Source organism: Paenibacillus sp. URB8-2 (genome assembly GCF_013393385.1).
Taxonomy (GTDB): domain Bacteria; phylum Bacillota; class Bacilli; order Paenibacillales; family Paenibacillaceae; genus Paenibacillus_AQ.
The window spans coordinates 5,565,418-5,583,866 of sequence record NZ_AP023239.1; the positions used below are offsets into that span (position 1 = coordinate 5,565,418).

Here is an 18,449-nt window from a genome sequence, read left to right on the forward strand (position 1 = left end):
CATTCAAGTGCTGCCTCTGGAAGGGCCCGAAAGGGTCCTTCTTTGCTGTGTAACGAGCGGAATGTCAGGGGCAAAAGCATGCCCTTCCCGTCTCTCCTGTGAATACGACAGAGCTGTTATAGCATGCAAAAAAACCTCCATCCCATGGACGAAGGTTTGCTGTTAGCTGTTATTGAGATGGTAGTGGCGGAGAAGGTGGGATTCGAACCCACGCACGCTTTGACACGCCTAGCTGATTTCGAGTCAGCCCCCTTGGGCCTCTTGGGTACCTCTCCACTGCATCATAAATACACTTCCATTATCTTATCATAAATGAACTCCTTTAGGCAAGTTGATGTTTAGAAAAAGCGCCCTCGTCGGCCATCGGAGGCTGTGTATTTCCCCCGGCCGTCAGGCAATATCCTCCCGCTCCACCTTGCGGATGGATTGATAGGCGATGGCCATTCCGAGCAGGCCGAGGGATGCCGAAACCAACACAAAATTCCCCAATCGGATTCCGCCGAAGTCGGACGAAATTAACGCGGCGACCAGCACCCCGCTGACTATGGTCGCCGGCACCGATTTTTTGCGCATTCCTATATATAGAGAGATCAGGCTTATACCCGCAGCGTATACGGCGCCGGCAACGGTCTTGATCAACACCGAAATCAGCAGGTCGGCAGTGATCTCGCCGGGAATTGCATTTGTGAAGCTGTTAATGCCGACCATGACGGCCCCCAGTACTGCAACCGACACCATAATATTAATCAAGGCAAACAAAAACACGATGATTATCTTCGCATACATCAGCTTTATACGCGAAATAGGGTACGTAAACAGCAGTGTAATTGTCTTATTCTTATATTCGTCAATTACCAATCTGCTGATCAGGACGGAAGCATAGACAATAAATGAAGCCCTTATAAAAATATTTAACGCATCAAAAACTTCGGGATAGGTTACAAATTCAACCTGGTCAAAGAAAACGATCAGAATCATGAAGGCGAGAATGGACAAGTTAGTGATCAGTATTCCTTTCCGCATCCCTGCCAGATTAAGCTTACGGATCTCCAGAGAAATCAGCTTATGCAATGCCCTCACCCCCAATCAAACTCATGAAATGATCTTCCAGCGTAGATTTGCTTTTACTAATACTCTCTACTTCAACATCCTCCATCACAAGCGCCTTATTCAGCTCATGCTGCGAAACCCCTTCATCATAAATCCGGATTGTACTGAAGTCCATCATCTTAAAATTGGACAGGTGCAATCTCTCCTCCAGCACATAAACCGCTTTGCTGACTGAGCTTGTCACAAGCTCGATGTATTCCGGGTTCCGGCTGCGGATGGACTCCATCGCTACCTCTTCAAGCAGTACACCTTCGCGAATGACGCCGATCGTATCGGCGATCTGTTCGATTTCACCAAGGATATGGCTGGAAATGAGCAGCGTCATTCCGTATTCCCGGCTAAGCATCTGGAACAATTCACGCAGCTCCTTAATGCCGACGGGGTCCAAACCGTTAATCGGCTCATCCAGGATAAGCAGTTCGGGTTTGGTCATCACTGCCCTGGCAATGCCCAGACGCTGCTTCATACCGAGAGAGAACTCCTTCACCGGCTTCCTATCGACTCCCGAGAGCTTCACCAGTTCCATCACATCGGCAATCGCCTGCTGATTGTAATAACCCATATATTCACCGTGCAGCAGCAGATTTTCCCGGGCGGTCAGCCTGTCATAAAAAACCGGATATTCAATAATGCTGCCCATTCGTTTTAGCATCTCATAAGATCGGCTGGTCATATTTTCACCGAAAAATTCGATTTCGCCTTCCGTCGGCTTTACCAGATTCGTAATCATTTTCATCACGGTTGTTTTGCCTGCACCGTTCGGTCCCAGGAACCCGTAGATTTCACCCTGCCTAATGGTCATGTTTACGCTGCTTACGCTCTTTTTTCCTCTGTAAACTTTGGTTAAATTCCGTGTCCGGAGAATGATCGCCATTCCCGCTGCCCCCTTTGGATTTATCTTCTGTTCCTGGTTTCTATTGTACCGGTCGGAATATTCTTTTTTATTAACGTATTCTTACAAAAATCTTAATAAGGAGGTAAGCAGGCCAAGCGAAGGATAATCCCGGACTCCGTTCCCCGGTTTAAAAGTTTATCCTGGGGAAGGCTGCCGTAAAAGCTGTTCTGACAAAAGGCTTGCTCACCAGCGAAATCGTTCCGTTCATCTGCTCCGTTAATCTTTTCGTGATCGTCAGTCCGAGGCCGCTTCCCTGGTAAACACGGTTCCGAGAATCCTCAAGCGTGTACAGACGCTCGAACACTTTGTCCTGATGGTCTGCGGAAATCCCCTTTCCCCGATCCCAGATTTCAATGTATACGGTGTTCTTATCATTATAAAGCCTTAACCCCAGCACCCCTCCGGAGGCCCCGTACATGATCGCATTCGACAGCAGGTTGGACAGAATCCGGTCCAGGGCTTCATCATTTCCCCTCATATAGCAGGGCTCATCGGGAATTTCGATTACTACTTCGGTTCCCTTGGCACTCAAGGTATCGTAAAAGGCCAGAATATTTCTGCGGCACACTTCGCCGGCCTCCACCCGTGACAACGGAAGCTCCCGATCGCCCGACTCCAACTTGGCTAAGTCGAAAAAAGTGTTCATCAGCGTGATCACCTCTCCGGCCTTCCGGTGTATCATCCCCAGCAGCCGCTCCCGCTCTTCAGCCTCCATATCCCCGTCCTGCAGCAGCGTTTCGATATACCCGAGGACAACAGTCAACGGAGTCTTCAGATCATGCGAAATATTCGCCAGCATCTGGCGCATGGATTTCTCCAGTTTATTTCTCCTTGCAATGCCCTCATGGTTGATCTCCAGCAGCCGGTTCATATCGGTCAGCAGCAACCGCAGTTCGGGCGAGCTGCTGAATAGCAGAAGCCGTTCCCGGGAATTCCGTGAAATGATGTCGTTAAGCTTCTCATGTATGTATTTTAGCTGGCGCGAATGATGGCGGGATCTCCGGTACTGTATGGCAATGACAAGCATAAGCAGACAGATCGCACCTCCAAGCACGGCGGTCATTGTATGGCTTCTCCAAGCTTATACCCGATGCCCCACAGCGTTTTAATATATTCGGGATGGGAGGGATCGTCTTCAATCTTTTCCCGCAGCCTTCTCATATGTACGTTAATTACATTTTCATCGCCGAAATATTCATCCTCCCATACTATCCCATAAATCTGCGCTTTGGTGAACACCCGGCCCGGATGGGTCATAAACAGCTTCAGGATATGAAATTCCTTGGCCGTCAGCTTCACCTCTTCCCCATTCTTAATCGCCGAGAAGTTATCAAAATCCACGGTCAACCCGCCCAGGGAAATGCTCCGCTTCGGATTAACTCTCTCCCCGGACGTGCCGCGGCTCGTAGCATACTCCGCCCGGCGGATGGCCGCCTTCACCCGCGCCGCAAGCTCAATCATGGAAAACGGCTTACTGATATAATCATCCGCCCCGAAGCCCAGTCCCAGAGCCTTGTCGACGTCCGTATCCTTAGCTGACACAATCAACACGGGTACCAGGCTGGATTTGCGAATGCTCTGAAGAATATCCATACCGCTCCGCTCCGGAAGCATCTGGTCAAGCAGAACAAGGTCAAAGGGGCCTTTATGGTGAAAAGCCTGCTCCGCCGCCTCTCCGTCAAAGACGCTCTCCACCCGGTAGCCCTCTTTCATTAAATACGAGCGGACCATCTCACTGATGGCTTCATCGTCTTCGACCAGCAATATGCGATGCTGCAACACAATTCCCTCCCGCAATAAATTCCCGTCTAATCAACGGTTTTCAGGCATGTTCTTTTCCTATTCCAAACTACCAAAATTATTCAGATAAGGGAACTCCAAAACTCACAAAATTTCAATAACAAAAAAACCTCCCGCCTATCAAGGCAGAAGGTTCGTTTCATTGATCTGTAGTTTTGTGCTTTGGTGGCGGAGAAGGTGGGATTCGAACCCACGCACGCTTTGACACGCCTAGCTGATTTCGAGTCAGCCCCCTTGGGCCTCTTGGGTACCTCTCCGCAGCAAGATTTATTGTAGCATGCCACCAGAATAATGGCAAGTTTAATTATTTTCCACTGGGTTTTCCGCGGAACGTATAACCTTTTTTAAATTTTTCTCAAATTTGGCCCGGGGAATCAGTACACTATGCTGGCAGCCTGTACATTTAATCCGGATATCCATCCCCATACGGATGACTTCCATTTCATTCGTTCCGCACGGATGAGGCTTTTTCATCTGCACGATATCGCCCAGCTGAAAGCTTTTACGTTCCATCTGGTTCTTCCCCCTCTTCTTTGACCTTTCCCGCCGCCTGCTCCAGCAGGCTCGTTCTCGCCGTCCGCCGCGCGTTTTGCTGCTCCGACTTCAAAGATGCTTCCCCGCCGGCTAACGCCTCTGCCTTCGCCTGAGCCTCCGCTTCTGCCTGCGCCTTGGCTTCCGCTTCCGCTTTTGCTTTTTCAGCCTGTTCGGCATCCTTCAATTCTTGCTGCTCCAGCGCTTTTTTAATATCGCTCTGAATTTGACGTTGTGCGGCTTCCCTTTTATTTGGCAGCGTATTGGCGGTCACCCGAACCACATACTCGGAAGTGCTCATCGATTGAATGCCCAGAACGTTCGGAAACGCCACGACATTGTTATTGCGTTCTTCAATGCCCTGAAGCGCCTGGCGGATGAGGCCCAGCGTTTCTTCAAGGCTCCGTTCAATTTTCACTGGAACATCGACAATCGCCAAGGCGTTAGCCATCGAGTAATTTGTCACATTCGCTATAGTCCCGTTTGGAATGATATACATTTCGCCGCTGCTGCCAAGGATCTTGGTCGTGCGCAGCCCGATCATTTCCACGGTGCCTTTGAATCCGCCGGTCGCTATCACATCGCCTACCGCAAATTGATCCTCCAAAATAATGAAGAAGCCGGTGATCACATCTTTGACCAAACTTTGCGCTCCAAAACCGATGGCCAAACCGAGCACACTCGCGCTTGCCAGCAGCGGACCCAACTCAAAATGGAACTCCGATAATATGATCAGAATCATGATAAAATTGCAAACGATTGTTACTGTATTCTTCAGCAATTCACCGACCGTTGAGAAACGCCGCGTGTTCGCGAGCAGCCCCTTGCTGGTCCTGCGCTCCAAAGATCGGTCGATGATCCCGTATACCACCCGTATGATAATACGAGTCAAAATAAATATAAAAATAATGCGCAGCCCCGAAAACAAAACATTGGCCCACATATCGGCATCCGTTACCCAGTTCCATACTTTATCTTTAAACTTAACCGCCTGATCCACCGCTTGACCCATAGTCTCTATCGGGGTGTCGGCATTCAGCAACCATCCTAATCGATGAATCATACTCTCCTCCCCCTCACTCTGTAATCAATTGATAACCGCCGGTTTGCTCATTCTTGCCGTAAATCCCGCGAATTTCGATCTTTTGCTCGTCAACGATCTTCTCTACCTCAATCAGCGCACTTCGAAAAAACTGTATCGACATTGCGCAGCCTGCTGTAATTTCTTTTGGCGTCGGGCATATATCAATTTCGATTTCGGCGTATTCCAGCAGCATCTCGGCGCGCAGCGCCTGCTGTGTAGAGTCAAACGCGATCAGCAGCTCCTCATTCATAGGTCACTCTCCTCTTAGGCTTCAGGTCTCATCTCTTCTTCCTGAAGTATAAAACCGTCTCTCTATCCATATACTAGTTAACATCAAATAGAAACGTCGGGGAAAGGAAGATTATATGTATTATTCCTCTAATCCAGTGCCATTGCAAGAGATGTCTTGTTTAAAAATATCACATGCCGACCCTGAAATCTATTCTGCGATCATCCATCGTCTGTTATTCCACTTTTCCCGCGTACGTCCCGGCTCTCAGATTGTAGTTGTCTGCATTGGCACCGACCGTTCGACCGGCGATGCTTTAGGACCGCTTGTAGGCACAGCCCTGTCCCGCTTTCACAGTCCGCTGTTTTCCTTATATGGAACACTCGACAATCCGGTACATGCGGTCAATCTGGAGGAGACCTTGAACCTCATCGAGGAGCGGCATCATGAGCCCTATGTAATCGGCATAGACGCCTGTCTCGGACACTCCGCAAGCGTGGGCTCCATTCAGGTAGTTGAAGGCCCACTGCGCCCCGGAGCGGGCGTAAACAAACAATTGCCGCCGGTAGGCGATATCCATTTGACGGGCATCGTTAACGTCGGCGGCTTTATGGAATATTTTGTTTTGCAAAACACACGGCTCAGCCTGGTCATGCGGTTATCCGAGATTATAGCTTCGAGTCTCTTCTCCGCTCTGAAGCAGTGGCATACTCATTCTAAGTCCGCTGCAGCGCGAGAGTAGTTACTTCCTTTTCTTCGGGCGACAGCGGATACTGCGATTCGCCTTTCTGAAGCGATTTGGCATAAATATAGGAATTATCCCGGCTGTGCAAGCTGGTGAGAACCATGCCGTTTCCGCGTTCATCCAGAATGGCCATCGAGAAACTGAGATCATTTCCCCGCTCACCAAAAGCATTATATCGTTTCAGGGCCACATGGCCTTGCAATCCTTGAACTTTGAGCTGCAGCGCTTCTAGTCCGACCTTTTGTGCCTGCTGGACTTCTACCAGCATTTCGTTCTGATTTTTCAAATCGATCAGCAGGCTTTCTAAATCTTCGATCCCTGTTCCCGACATCATCGCATCATATTTACACCGCACAGACCGCAATTTGCTGCCTTGAACGAGAACAACAATGAGTATGAACAGCAATAGAATAGCTAAACCCGGAATCAACCATTGCAGTTGATCGCTTATAAATCGGTTCATTTCTGACATCGATAAGACCGTCCTTTTTCTTTATCTGCTTCAACGCTTGCTGTAGAGTTCCCTCATTGCATGCAGCATCATACCGACATCCTGTTCTGTCGTATCCGCGCCTACACTCGCTCGCACTGCGCCGCTCTCTATCGTGCCTACCGATTTATGTGCCAGCGGTGTGCAATGCATCCCGGCCCTTACGGCAATACCGTACTCCCGGTCCAGGCGGTGGGCAATTTGTGCCGATTCTTCACCTTCAATGACAAACGACAGAAGTCCCGTACGCGGAGCGCCTATGACTGGGCCAAGAAATCTTATTCCAGGAATGCTTTCCATTCCCTCCATTAAGGTTTGAATCAGATTCCATTCATGCGTGCGTATATGATCCGTACCCAGCGCCTTCACTTTTTGAACACCGGCAAGCAGTCCCGCTATCCCTACTGTATTTTGCGTTCCCGCTTCATATTTGTCAGGCCTTACATTTGGCTGTTCGCTATACTCTGATTGGCTTCCTGTGCCTCCCAGCATAAGCGGCTCCAAATCCAGCTCCGGCGAGATATACAATCCACCAGTCCCCTGCGGCCCAAGAAGACCTTTATGTCCGGGAAAGGCAAGAAGATCGATATTCATCTTCTCTACGTCGATGTCCAATGAACCCGCACTTTGAGCGGCATCCACCAGGAATACGGCCCCGTGTTTTTTTGCAATATCTCCTATATCGCCAATGGGCAGAATGCTCCCCAGCAGATTGGAACTGTGGCTGCAAATGACCATCCTGGTATTGCCCTTGAATGTCTCTTCCAATTCCCGCAGATCAAGCTGCCCTTGCAGGTCTACTTTTAAATAATCAACTTCAATTCCTTTCGTCCTCCGCAGATACTCCAATGGACGTCGAACCGAATTATGTTCCGTCATTGTGGAGATGACATGATCTCCCTTGCGAAGGGTCCCTTGAATGGCCATATTAAGCGACATTGTCGTGTTATAAGTAAACGCGATATCCTGAGCATTGGCGACTGCGAATAGTTCAGCCAGCGCCGCCCGCGCACGGATCAGCAGCCTTCCCGTACCGATAGCCATCGAGTGATTTCCTCTTCCGGCATTGGCTCCTGCATGCTGCAGAGCATCCATCATCGCCTGCACAACTTCAGGCGGTTTCGGCCATGAGGTCGCGGCATGATCCAAATAGACAAGCTCTTTCAACTTTACGCCCCCTTTTCACTTAGCATCCGCTTTTTCGTGCAAAAAACATATCCATTGTTATCCTTTTCGGATAGACCAGGATATGTTTTCCAAGTGTTTAAATTAATTTCCGAGCAGTTCCAAGAGACGTTCCAAATCCTGAGCACTGTAATAATTTAACTCGATTTTACCTTTATCTTTCCCCTGTTTAATCTTCACTGTTGTTTTGAACCGTTCCCGCAAAATTTCTTCCACATTATCAATGTAAGGATCGCGTTTAACGGTTTTAGCCTTTACTCCTCCAGCCGGTTTGCGATCTAAATTTTTCACCGCTTCTTCCAGCTCTCTTACACTCCACTGTTGATCTACGCATTGCTGGGCAAGCTGCTTTATCAGTTCCGGTTCTTTCAAACCAACAATTGCACGCGCATGTCCCATTGAAATTGTTCCACGTGAAACAAAATCCTTCACTTCTTCTGGAAGCGTCAGCAGCCGCAAAAAGTTCGCAATATGGGAACGTGATTTTCCTACCTTCAAAGATAGTTCTTCTTGTGTGAGTGAGAACTGATCCATCAGGCCTTGATAAGCTACGGCCACTTCCATGGCATTCAAATTTTCACGCTGGAGATTTTCAATCAGAGCAATTTCCATAACCTGCTGGTCGCTGAAGCCGCGAACCACTGCCGGTATCGTCGCTTTGCCGCAGTACTGTGAGGCGCGGAATCTGCGTTCACCGGCAATAATTTCATACCCTTTAACGACACTGCGCACAATTATCGGCTGAATAACGCCATGCTGACGGATGGATTCGGCCAACTCCTGAATGCTCTCTTCATTAAAATCTTTACGAGGCTGGTAAGGATTGGCACGCAGCTGAGAAAGAGGGATTTCTACTACTTTATCGTCTTCGTTAATGGACAAGGAAGGGATTAAGGCATCCAATCCTTTTCCCAAACGCTTACTCATAAGATACCACTTCCTTTGCCAACTCGGTATACACTTCGGCCCCTTTGGAACGCGGATCGTAAGTAATAATAGATTGTCCGTGAGACGGGGCTTCACTCAGTCTGATGTTGCGCGGGATAATCGTCCGATAAACCTTTTCTTGGAAATATTTTTTAACTTCTTCAATGACCTGAATGCCGAGGTTGGTCCTCGCATCCAGCATTGTCAGAAGGACACCTTCAATTCTCAAATGAGGGTTCAAGTTTTTCTGAACTAATCTTACAGTATTCAAGAGCTGACTCAAACCTTCTAGCGCGTAATACTCGCATTGAATCGGAATAATGACCGAATCCGCAGCTGTCAGTGAGTTAATTGTCAGAATGCCCAAGGATGGCGGACAGTCGATAATGATATAATCATATTGCTGCTTAACCAGCCCGAGTGCTTTCTTAAGTCTCAGTTCTCTTGAAATGGTCGATACCAATTCAATTTCCGCCCCTGCCAACTGAATAGTAGCCGGTATGATATTAAGTCCATCGATCTTCGTCTCCAGGATAGCTTCATGCGGGGCGATTTCATCAATTAAAATGTTATAAATACAGTTCTCCACATCAGCCTTGTTTATGCCTACACCGCTTGTGGTATTCCCCTGCGGATCAATGTCAACAAGCAGTACCCTTTTGCCCAAAGTAGCCAAACCGGCACCCAGGTTTACAGAAGTCGTTGTTTTACCGACACCGCCTTTTTGATTTGCTATGGCAATAATTTTGGACACTTATTTCACCTCGAATAGTTGGGAAGAATCTTGTAGTCGTCCTAAGTTGATGAACTGGATGCTGCTCTACTCGGACTTATCACACCTCACGGGATAAGCCGCAGAAAAGGCGGCCAATCACCTCAGGGCCGCCTTCAGCTTTGCAACACTTTATTTTTTTGGAATTTGAATCACGATCTCATAATGATCGCCGCGATCATTCTCGGACGTTTTAATTTCCATTCCCGATCCGGTAACCATATCAATCGATTGGCGTATCGTATTCAGAGCCAGCCGTACATCCTTCGTATAAGAAATTCGTTTTGATTTTTTGATCTTGGATGATTCCTTATAAAAGGCGATGCGCGCTTCGGTTTGCTTCACGTTCAACCCTTTGGAAATAATCTCTCCAAGGACTTTAAGCTGCATTTCTTCGCTATCCAGCGACAATAGCGATCGCGCATGTCTTTCCGTGATTTTCCTTTCCATCAAAGCCGCTTTGACCTCTTCCGGCAGTTGAAGCAGCCGAATTTTGTTGGCAATGGTGGATTGGCTTTTACCGAGCCGCTGAGCGAGACTTTCCTGAGTCAACTGATGCAAATCGATCAGCTTCTGATAAGCGATCGCTTCTTCGATGGAAGTCAGACCTTCCCGCTGTAAATTTTCGATGAGAGCAATTGAGGCAGCTTGCGAATTGTTGAAATCTCGTACGATAGCAGGAATGGTCTCCATTCCCAGTTTCTTAACCGCCCGCCAACGCCGTTCTCCCGCAATGATCTCATATTGAGAATCTTGCATGCGGACGACAATCGGTTGAATAACACCATGTGTCTTAATCGTCTGGCATAACTCATCAATCTTCTCATCATCAAAAATAGTTCGGGGCTGATAAGGACTGCTGATTACTTCATTGACCGGGATTTGTTTAATCTCTTCTCCGCTGCTTCGTTCGGTAAATCCAAACAGTCTGGTGAATTGTTCTTTCATTCCGTTCATTACCACCTAATTTCGTTATAGTACGATCCTAGACCAATTCCCGGAAAAACAATCGTACAAGCCATTAATAATGTATGCGGTACAGGCACAACCCAGCTCTATGTCGTGCGAAACGATCCTCTTTTCATCCCGTTTATTCAGGATTATCAAGAAGCCAGTTCGGTCCTGCGTCATATGCTGCAAGAATGAAAAAACATATCAACGTGCCTATACGGCGCTTTGGGCACCGCATTGTTACTATATTATTCTATCACTTTTCCGTCCATAATCCTATTCTTCGTATAGACCTATTTTTCCGTTTTTCAAACGAACGATCCCAATAACAATATGTAAAACGGTGTTTGATCCACATCATCATAGCCAAAAGGAATCCTATCTAATTCACTAATCGATCCTGAATAATGAAAGCTATAGTAATAAACCGCCTCCCTATAGGAAGACGGCTTGAAATGGCCTATCAACGGATTTCCAAATGTTTCACGTGAAACAATCAGACAAGCGGAGTTTTGGCGGGTATGCCTGCTTTACGCGGATATTTAGCCGGAGTAGAGCCGGTTTTGCGGATCAGAATTATGTGCCTTGCGGAATCCTCAATTGGCAAACTGAACGACTCTACCTTTTCCAATTGACCCCGCAGTTCTTTGAGACTGAACTTGGACTCGCTCAGTTCCTCTGCAGGATCACTGCCCTTCATCGCCGCAAATAAGCCCTCTTTGCGGACAAAAGGTAAGCAGAACTCATTGAGCAGAGCCATTCTCGCAACCGCCCGCGCCGTCACCAGATCATAGCTGTCCCGGTTCGAAGGCTGACGTGCGATGTCCTCAGCCCGGCCATGGATTAGCTCTACCCCTTCCAGCTTAAGCTCATCACAGACATGCTGGAGAAAGGAAATTCGTTTGCTCAGTGAATCGACAATTGTCAGCTTCAAATGAGGAAACGCAATTTTAAGCGGGATGCCCGGAAATCCAGCGCCGGATCCAATATCTGCCATCCGTTCAACTGCAGGCAGATCCACAAAAAAAGCAAGAGATAGGGAATCATAAAAATGCTTCGTATAAACCTGCTCACGCTCGGTAATGCCTGTAAGGTTCATTTTCTCATTCCAGCTTACAAGCTCCCGGTAATAGCTTTCAAACTGGTCCAGCTGCGAGGAGAGCACAATTCCGCGCTCTTCCAGCCGCCGGACAAACTGATCTTGAATCGGGTCCATAGGTTTCTCTTATCCTTTCGCCGCGGTCACCCGGTTATAGTGCTCCAAATGGACCAGCAGGATGGAAATATCGGCCGGTGTCACACCGGAGATCCGTGAAGCCTGGCCAATGGAAATCGGCCGGATCTTCGCCAGCTTTTGCCGGGCTTCGATAGCCAATCCATGAATATCGCTGTAATCGATATCTTCTGGAAGTTTTTTCTGTTCCATCTTTTGCAGACGCTCCACATGCTGAAGCTGCTTTTCAATATAACCCGCATATTTGATTTGAATCTCGACCTGCTCCTTCATCTCCTCATCGAGCGGAACCGGTGGCGGGGAAATTTGTTCAACAAAGGTATAGTCCATTTCCGGACGGCGCATCAGGATAAGCAGGTTGCTGCCGTCGACAATAGATGCCGATCCCTTTTCTTCCAATATGGAATTTACTTCGGATGGTTTCACCTTCGTATTCTGCAATCTTTGAATTTCCTGTTCCACCTTCTGTTTCTTGTCGACAAAGGCAGCATAACGTTCTTCGGATATCAGGCCGATTTCATAACCGATCGGTGTCAAGCGAAGGTCGGCATTGTCGTGGCGAAGCAGCAGGCGATACTCTGCCCGGGAAGTAAGCAGACGGTAGGGCTCGTTCGTTCCCTTGGTTACAAGGTCGTCAATCAGTACGCCAATATATCCCTGAGAGCGATCCAAAATGACCGGATCTTTGCCCTGCGCCTTGCGGCCCGCATTAATGCCCGCCATAACCCCTTGTCCTGCCGCTTCCTCATAGCCGGAAGTGCCGTTAATCTGCCCTGCTGTGAACAGTCCAGGCAGACGCTTCGTTTCCAAGCTTGGCCACAGCTGCGTAGGCACCATGGCATCATACTCAATAGCATATCCGTTGCGCATCATTTCAACCTTTTCCAGTCCGGGAATTGAGCGCAAAATTGAAAGCTGGACATCCTCGGGCAGGCTGGTGGACAAGCCCTGAACATAGTATTCCGCCGTGTTTTTTCCTTCCGGTTCAAGAAAAATCTGGTGCTTCGGCTTGTCGCTGAAGCGGACCACCTTGTCCTCGATGGATGGGCAATAGCGCGGCCCCGTTCCTTCAATAATGCCGGTAAACATCGGCGCGCGATGCAGATTGCTATTGATAATCGAATGGGTCTCCTCAGACGTATACGTCAGCCAGCAAGGAAGCTGCTCGTTATCGGAAGACTTCGTCTCATAGGAGAAGAACTTCGGATGCTCGTCTCCCGGCTGAATTTCCGTCTTGGAGAAGTCAATCGTATCTTTGTGTACACGCGGCGGAGTTCCGGTTTTGAAGCGCACCAATTCAAAGCCCAGCTCGCGCAAGTTCTCCGAGAGCTTAACCGAAGGCTGTTGATTGTTCGGTCCGCTTTCGTAAGTCGTCTCACCCATAATCACCTTGCCTCGCAGATAAGTGCCCGTAGTCAAAATGACGGTCTTACTGCGGTAAATCGTTCCGGTCTTGGTGACTACACCGGCACAAACGCCATTTTCTACAACCAGGCGTTCCACCATTCCCTGACGCAGCGTCAGATTCGGTGTCTTCTCCATCGTTTCCTTCATGGTATGCTGGTACAAAAATTTGTCGGCCTGGGCGCGCAGTGCGTGAACTGCCGGTCCCTTACCAGTATTCAGCATGCGGAGCTGAATGAAAGTCTTGTCGATATTCCGGCCCATTTCACCGCCCAAAGCATCGATTTCACGAACGACATGCCCCTTGGCAGGACCGCCAATCGACGGGTTGCAGGGCATAAAAGCAATCATATCCAAATTGATCGTCACCATTAAGGTGCTGCAGCCCATTCGGGCCGCGGCGAGGGCGGCTTCACTGCCGGCATGACCCGCGCCGATAACGATCACGTCATAGCTGCCTCCTTCATAACTCATTGCATTTCCTCCTTTTATATGAAACGCGGCGCTCTAAGGCCGTCTGTCTTATTTTCCTAAACAAAATTGGGAGAAGATTTGGTCAAGCAGCGAATCGGCCGCCGTATCCCCGACAATTTCGCCAAGCTGCTCCCAGGCAAGCCGAACGTCGATTTGAATCATATCGATCGGAACCAGCTGTTCCGCCGCTTCAAAGGCATCCTGAAGCGACTTGTGCGCTTTCTTTAACAGGGCAATATGACGGACGTTGCTGACATAAGTCAAATCGCCAGACTCCAGCTTGCCTCCGAAAAAGAGCTCGGAAATGGCTTCTTCCAGCCGGTCGAGACCTTCCTCTTCCAACACGGACATCGGAACGATAGCGGATTCGTCGAAATAATGAAACAGAACACCTTTGTCCAATTTCGACGGTAAGTCCATTTTATTCATGATACATAAAACTTGTCTACCGTGGATTTGTTCCATTAAAGTTAATTCATCCTCATGCAGAGGCTCGCTGTTGTTCAGTACAAGTAGAATGAGGTCGGCCTCAGTGACGGCGGCTTTGGAGCGTTCCACTCCAATCTTCTCGACCACATCCATCGTTTCACGGATACCGGCCGTATCCAGAAGCTTAAGCGGGATATTGTTTATCGTGACGAATTCTTCAATGACATCCCGGGTCGTTCCGGGAATATCGGTTACAATCGCCTTATTCTCGCGTGCGAGCGCGTTAAGCAGCGATGATTTCCCTACGTTGGGGCGGCCGATAATGGCGGTTGTAATCCCCTCACGCAGTATCTTACCCTGGGTCGCCGTCTTGAGCAGCCGATCGATTCCTTCCATCACTTCACTGCTCTTGTCTTTGACATATTCGGCCGTCAGCAGCTCCACGTCATGCTCCGGATAATCAATATTGACCTCAATATGCGCGAGGAGCTCCAGCAAGCTTTGTCTAAGATTCCCAATCCGCTGCGACAATGACCCGTTAACCTGCTTCAGAGCGACGGAAAAAGCACGGTCGGACTTCGATCGAATAAGGTCGATTACCGCCTCCGCCTGCGACAAATCGATTCGCCCCCCAAGAAAAGCACGCTTGGTAAACTCCCCGGGTTCCGCAAGACGGATCTGCTGCTGGAGCAGAATGTCCATTACTCTTCGCACTGAAATGACGCCGCCGTGCGTACTGATCTCCACCACATCCTCGGTGGTAAAGGAACGCGGAGCCCTCATAACGGTGACGAGCACTTCTTCCATGATCTCGCCACTTCCAGGATTTACGATATGACCATAATGAACGGTATGACTCTCTGCTTCCGTCAGCGCAATCCGGCTGCGGAACAAAGGTGCCACCTGAGAGATGCTTTCCGGTCCGCTTACCCGGATAATTGCGATTCCTCCCTCGCCTACCGCCGTCGAAACGGCGGCAATTGTATCGCTGAGCATGCTTACCTTCACCTTTCTAATGATGTAATCAATCCATATACTTGGGTTAAAAAAACAATGACCCCTTACTGTGGTCAAGGAGTCATTGCGGCTATATTCACTGCTTCAATGTTATAACGACACGGCGGTTTGGCTCTTCGCCCTTGCTGAAGGTGTTCACCTGACGGTGATCCTGAAGTCTGGAATGGATAATCTTCCGTTCTTGCGGAGACATTGGCTCCAGCACTACTTCTTTGCGGGTACGAACGACTCTTCCCGCCAGACGGTCCGCTAAATCCTCAAGCGTCTTCTTGCGCCGTTCACGGAAATTCTCCGCATCCAGCACAAGACGGATAAAACTGTCGGAATAACGGTTGGCAACGATATTAACCAAATATTGCAACGCATCGAGAGTTTGTCCTCTTCTGCCAATCAGCAGCCCCAGATCCGGACCGGAGATTTGCAGCGTAGCGGCATCCTTGCCGTGAACGACTTCAACTTCCACTTGAAGTCCCATGCTCCCGGCTACATCCACAATAAAACCAACGGCCTCTTGATAAGCTTCCTCTACCGGATTTCCGGAATCCTGGCGGGGCGCGTCCCCGATCGCCTCTTGTCTCGTCTCTGGTTCATTCTGCTGAGGCAGTGACGGAGCACTCGCCGCTGGCACCGGTGCCGGTTCAGTCAGCAAGGTGAGCTCCACCTTCGCATCCTTCACACCGATTAACCCCAGGAATCCTTTTGATGGCTGCTCAAGCACGGTGACCGTGACTTTGTCCTTATCGGCTGCCAACTGGGCAAGTCCGCGCTTCACAGCTTCTTCAATGGTTTTCCCTGTCGCGACGACTTTGTTCATTTCGACTTTTTGGCCTCCTTCAACTTCGATGCCTTACCGTTGCTGCCGGAATCAGCGCCGGCGACCGCCGCTTGCGGAGGAGTATTCTTTCCCCGGTACAAGAAGTAATTCTGACCGATTGTATACAGATTACTGAATACCCAGTAAAGCGGCAGTGCGGACGGGAAGTTGTAAGACATAATGAAGATCAAGACCGGATAAACCATCAGCATGAACTGCATCGGGCCTTGCTGCTGCATTGGATTCATCGACGACATCATCTTTGTTTGCAGGAATGTCGTTATCGCGGCGAGTGCCGGCAGGATGAACAAATGGTCAGGCTTCCCAAGCTGCAACCAAAGGAAGGAATGCTCCCGCAGATGGGGGTTGTAATAAATCGAGTTGTAAAGAGCAATAAAGATCGGCATTTGTACAACGAGCGGCAGACAGCCGGCCATTGGATTGACTTTGTTCTCCTGGAACAGCCGCATCGTTTCCTGCTGAACCTTTTCGGGATTGTCTTTATATTTTTTCTGGATTTTTTGAAGCTCAGGCTGAATGGCCTGCATAGCCCGGGAGCTCTTCACCTGCTTCATTGTCAGCGGGAGAATAAGCGTGCGGACAATAATCACCATTACAAGGACGGCCAGGGCATATTCTCCGTTAAACCATTTGGCAAACGTTTCAAGCGCCAAGGCAAAGTAATAAACGACATTGCTCTGCCAGAAGCCTCCATTCTTCAAATCCTCCGTCGTATGCGTAACCGTTGCCGATTGACTGCAGCCCGACAGAACGGCCACCATCATGACCATTGCTGCGATGAGGAGAAACCATTTTCCTCGTCTAGTCTTCAATAGAGACACTTCATAACCCCTCTCTTAAACATTCCATTGCACCGTAAATCATACCATATTTATGAAGACAAATAAACAAGCCCCGCTGTCCCGTTTATTTGCGCGAAGCCTTGAGCAGCTTGGCTTTTCGCAGTACATGAAGCACACTTTTTTCAAGCTCCGCATAACTCATGTCCAGCGCCCCTTTTCGGACGATGAATACCAAGTCCAATCCGCCGACGATCTCGGCCTCATGATGCCGTACGATCTCCTTCACGAGTCTTCGCATCCGGTTGCGGACGACGGCGTTGCCAATCTTCTTGCTGACCGATACGCCGGCCCGGAACCGCTCGACCTGCTTTCGGCTGAACCAGTACACCACAAACTGATGGTTCGCAAACGACTTCCCATGCCTGTATACGCGGCTGAAGTCGGCGCGGTTTCGTAAACGCAAGCTTTTATGCACGAAAATCTCCTTGTTCAAAGTCCATAAAAAGGATCTTCGAAATTTTTCTTCTTATTATTATAGTCACCGGAGGAACTCACTAAACGAGTTAACGGGCAGGCGGACTGCTCTTCCCCCAAAAAAAACGGCCATTCCCCTATTATGCAAGAAGAAACGGCTAATCCGTCCTTTCAGGGACGTTACCCGTTTCTCGTAGACATATAAGACAAAGAACAAGCGCGAAGCTTATTCCTTCTTATATGTAAAAAAAGACCACCGCAGTGGTCTTATTGGCCTGACTTACGCACTCAGAACTTTTCTGCCTTTCAGGCGGCGGGCAGCCAGCACTTTGCGGCCGTTTTTCGTGCTCATTCTTGCGCGAAACCCGTGCACCTTCTTGCGCTTGCTTACATTCGGTTTGAACGTCGGTCTCATGTATTGCACCTCCCTTGCAGGAACTTAAATGACTGTCAAAAAACGGCTTGGCCGTCCTTGTTAGGACAGTATCCACAAGATCATCATTTTCATCTATCTGAGAAATTTCCTCGCAGAAAACACCTTTATATATTAAAGCATAAAGTGGTCGTAAAAGTCAACTGAAAACCCACTCCCTCTTTTCCCTCTCTGAATTGACGTTTTATCCACAGCTCCCTGGCCCAAATTAATAATCCACAGCCCTTTAAAGTTATCCACCTGTTCCCAAAGAACCGTGGAAAATCCTCCGCTCCTTGGACAATCTGTGTATAAAAAAATAAACTTCTGCCGGAAATTGTCGAACGGTAAACAAATTATCAACAATATGTAGTATTGTGGCTATTAATTATACACAAGTGGTTGAATTTGTGGATAAAATCCGTGGGTTCATTGAAAATCAAGGGGAGTTTTGCTATGATGGTATTACTTTTGATTGTGTATAGATTTGATTGTCCTCCATATTATCAACAAGTTGTGGATAAAGTTGTGAACAATTCAAGTTTATCCATATTTTTTTGTCTTTTCTTCCTGCGTACTGGGGATAATATTCCCCATCACCTTATTTTCTTCGACATTTCCACTTCATGGCTCAAGCCACATTTGGAAGATTTAAAGGAGTGACAGTGT

20 protein-coding genes and 2 tRNA genes are annotated in these 18,449 nt (G+C 48.6%); 1 reads left to right on the forward strand and 21 read right to left on the reverse strand.

What is annotated here, in order from left to right; genetic code table 11:
* Nucleotides 1-184 precede the first annotated feature (184 nt).
* The 9 genes from PUR_RS25760 to PUR_RS25800 form a co-directional block, all read right to left on the reverse strand.
* Nucleotides 185-275 (reverse strand) — tRNA-Ser (locus tag PUR_RS25760).
* A gap of 115 nt (nucleotides 276-390) precedes the next feature.
* Nucleotides 391-1,071, reverse strand: a complete 681-nt coding sequence (locus PUR_RS25765) for an ABC transporter permease (protein WP_179037669.1) — start codon at nucleotides 1,069-1,071, stop codon at nucleotides 391-393.
* On the reverse strand, nucleotides 1,064-1,984 hold the full coding sequence (locus PUR_RS25770) for an ABC transporter ATP-binding protein (protein ID WP_179037670.1): 921 nt from the start codon (nucleotides 1,982-1,984) through the stop codon (nucleotides 1,064-1,066). Before PUR_RS25770 ends, PUR_RS25765 begins: the two co-directional genes overlap by 8 nt.
* Nucleotides 1,985-2,132: 148 nt before the next feature.
* Nucleotides 2,133-3,068: a sensor histidine kinase gene (locus PUR_RS25775; RefSeq protein WP_179037671.1), complete on the reverse strand. Its 936-nt coding sequence runs from the start codon at nucleotides 3,066-3,068 to the stop codon at nucleotides 2,133-2,135.
* Nucleotides 3,065-3,784, reverse strand: a complete 720-nt coding sequence (locus PUR_RS25780; RefSeq protein WP_269474689.1) for a response regulator transcription factor — start codon at nucleotides 3,782-3,784, stop codon at nucleotides 3,065-3,067. The genes PUR_RS25775 and PUR_RS25780 overlap by 4 nt, the downstream gene beginning before the upstream one ends.
* 187 nt (nucleotides 3,785-3,971) lie before the next feature.
* Nucleotides 3,972-4,062 (reverse strand) — tRNA-Ser (locus PUR_RS25785).
* Between the two features lie 43 nt (nucleotides 4,063-4,105).
* Nucleotides 4,106-4,318 carry a DUF951 domain-containing protein gene (locus PUR_RS25790; RefSeq protein ID WP_124697496.1) on the reverse strand — a complete coding sequence of 71 codons (213 nt, stop codon included), beginning with the start codon at nucleotides 4,316-4,318 and terminating at the stop codon, nucleotides 4,106-4,108.
* Nucleotides 4,308-5,399 carry a mechanosensitive ion channel family protein gene (locus PUR_RS25795; protein ID WP_332107926.1) on the reverse strand — a complete coding sequence of 364 codons (1,092 nt, stop codon included), beginning with the start codon at nucleotides 5,397-5,399 and terminating at the stop codon, nucleotides 4,308-4,310. The genes PUR_RS25790 and PUR_RS25795 overlap by 11 nt, the downstream gene beginning before the upstream one ends.
* A 13-nt stretch (nucleotides 5,400-5,412) precedes the next feature.
* Nucleotides 5,413-5,670 carry a putative Se/S carrier protein gene (locus PUR_RS25800; RefSeq protein ID WP_179037672.1) on the reverse strand — a complete coding sequence of 86 codons (258 nt, stop codon included), beginning with the start codon at nucleotides 5,668-5,670 and terminating at the stop codon, nucleotides 5,413-5,415.
* A gap of 115 nt (nucleotides 5,671-5,785) precedes the next feature.
* On the opposite strand from PUR_RS25800, the gene yyaC reads away from it, so the two are divergent.
* Nucleotides 5,786-6,391: a spore protease YyaC gene (gene yyaC, locus PUR_RS25805; RefSeq protein WP_179037673.1), complete on the forward strand. Its 606-nt coding sequence runs from the start codon at nucleotides 5,786-5,788 to the stop codon at nucleotides 6,389-6,391.
* On the opposite strand, the gene PUR_RS25810 is transcribed toward yyaC, so the two are convergent.
* From PUR_RS25810 to rpmH, 12 genes are all read right to left on the reverse strand, one after another.
* The gene (locus PUR_RS25810; RefSeq protein WP_179037674.1) at nucleotides 6,366-6,866 is read right to left on the reverse strand and encodes a DUF4446 family protein; all 501 of its coding nucleotides are present in this window, start codon (nucleotides 6,864-6,866) and stop codon (nucleotides 6,366-6,368) included. The two genes, yyaC and PUR_RS25810, sit on opposite strands and share 26 nt — an antisense overlap.
* A 30-nt stretch (nucleotides 6,867-6,896) precedes the next feature.
* Nucleotides 6,897-8,051: an aminotransferase class V-fold PLP-dependent enzyme gene (locus PUR_RS25815; RefSeq protein WP_179037675.1), complete on the reverse strand. Its 1,155-nt coding sequence runs from the start codon at nucleotides 8,049-8,051 to the stop codon at nucleotides 6,897-6,899.
* A 102-nt stretch (nucleotides 8,052-8,153) separates the two neighbouring features.
* On the reverse strand, nucleotides 8,154-8,996 hold the full coding sequence (locus PUR_RS25820) for a ParB/RepB/Spo0J family partition protein (protein ID WP_179037676.1): 843 nt from the start codon (nucleotides 8,994-8,996) through the stop codon (nucleotides 8,154-8,156).
* A complete protein-coding gene (locus PUR_RS25825) occupies nucleotides 8,989-9,750 on the reverse strand; it encodes a ParA family protein (RefSeq protein WP_124697502.1) in 762 nt (253 codons plus the stop codon). Before PUR_RS25825 ends, PUR_RS25820 begins: the two co-directional genes overlap by 8 nt.
* A 150-nt stretch (nucleotides 9,751-9,900) precedes the next feature.
* Nucleotides 9,901-10,716 carry a nucleoid occlusion protein gene (gene noc, locus PUR_RS25830; protein WP_179037677.1) on the reverse strand — a complete coding sequence of 272 codons (816 nt, stop codon included), beginning with the start codon at nucleotides 10,714-10,716 and terminating at the stop codon, nucleotides 9,901-9,903.
* A 499-nt stretch (nucleotides 10,717-11,215) separates the two neighbouring features.
* The gene (rsmG, locus tag PUR_RS25835; protein ID WP_179037678.1) at nucleotides 11,216-11,935 is read right to left on the reverse strand and encodes a 16S rRNA (guanine(527)-N(7))-methyltransferase RsmG; all 720 of its coding nucleotides are present in this window, start codon (nucleotides 11,933-11,935) and stop codon (nucleotides 11,216-11,218) included.
* A gap of 9 nt (nucleotides 11,936-11,944) precedes the next feature.
* Nucleotides 11,945-13,831: a tRNA uridine-5-carboxymethylaminomethyl(34) synthesis enzyme MnmG gene (mnmG, locus tag PUR_RS25840; RefSeq protein WP_179037679.1), complete on the reverse strand. Its 1,887-nt coding sequence runs from the start codon at nucleotides 13,829-13,831 to the stop codon at nucleotides 11,945-11,947.
* A gap of 48 nt (nucleotides 13,832-13,879) precedes the next feature.
* Nucleotides 13,880-15,256: a tRNA uridine-5-carboxymethylaminomethyl(34) synthesis GTPase MnmE gene (mnmE, locus tag PUR_RS25845; protein ID WP_179037680.1), complete on the reverse strand. Its 1,377-nt coding sequence runs from the start codon at nucleotides 15,254-15,256 to the stop codon at nucleotides 13,880-13,882.
* Nucleotides 15,257-15,353: 97 nt separating this feature from the next.
* Nucleotides 15,354-16,091: an RNA-binding cell elongation regulator Jag/EloR gene (gene jag, locus PUR_RS25850; RefSeq protein ID WP_179037681.1), complete on the reverse strand. Its 738-nt coding sequence runs from the start codon at nucleotides 16,089-16,091 to the stop codon at nucleotides 15,354-15,356.
* Nucleotides 16,088-16,933: a YidC/Oxa1 family membrane protein insertase gene (locus PUR_RS25855; protein ID WP_124697508.1), complete on the reverse strand. Its 846-nt coding sequence runs from the start codon at nucleotides 16,931-16,933 to the stop codon at nucleotides 16,088-16,090. The genes jag and PUR_RS25855 overlap by 4 nt, the downstream gene beginning before the upstream one ends.
* Nucleotides 16,934-17,018: 85 nt before the next feature.
* On the reverse strand, nucleotides 17,019-17,369 hold the full coding sequence (gene rnpA / locus PUR_RS25860; RefSeq protein WP_124697509.1) for a ribonuclease P protein component: 351 nt from the start codon (nucleotides 17,367-17,369) through the stop codon (nucleotides 17,019-17,021).
* Nucleotides 17,370-17,648: 279 nt separating this feature from the next.
* Nucleotides 17,649-17,783 (reverse strand): 50S ribosomal protein L34, encoded by a 135-nt coding sequence (gene rpmH / locus PUR_RS25865; RefSeq protein WP_025337168.1) that lies wholly within the window; start codon nucleotides 17,781-17,783, stop codon nucleotides 17,649-17,651.
* Nucleotides 17,784-18,449 lie beyond the last annotated feature (666 nt).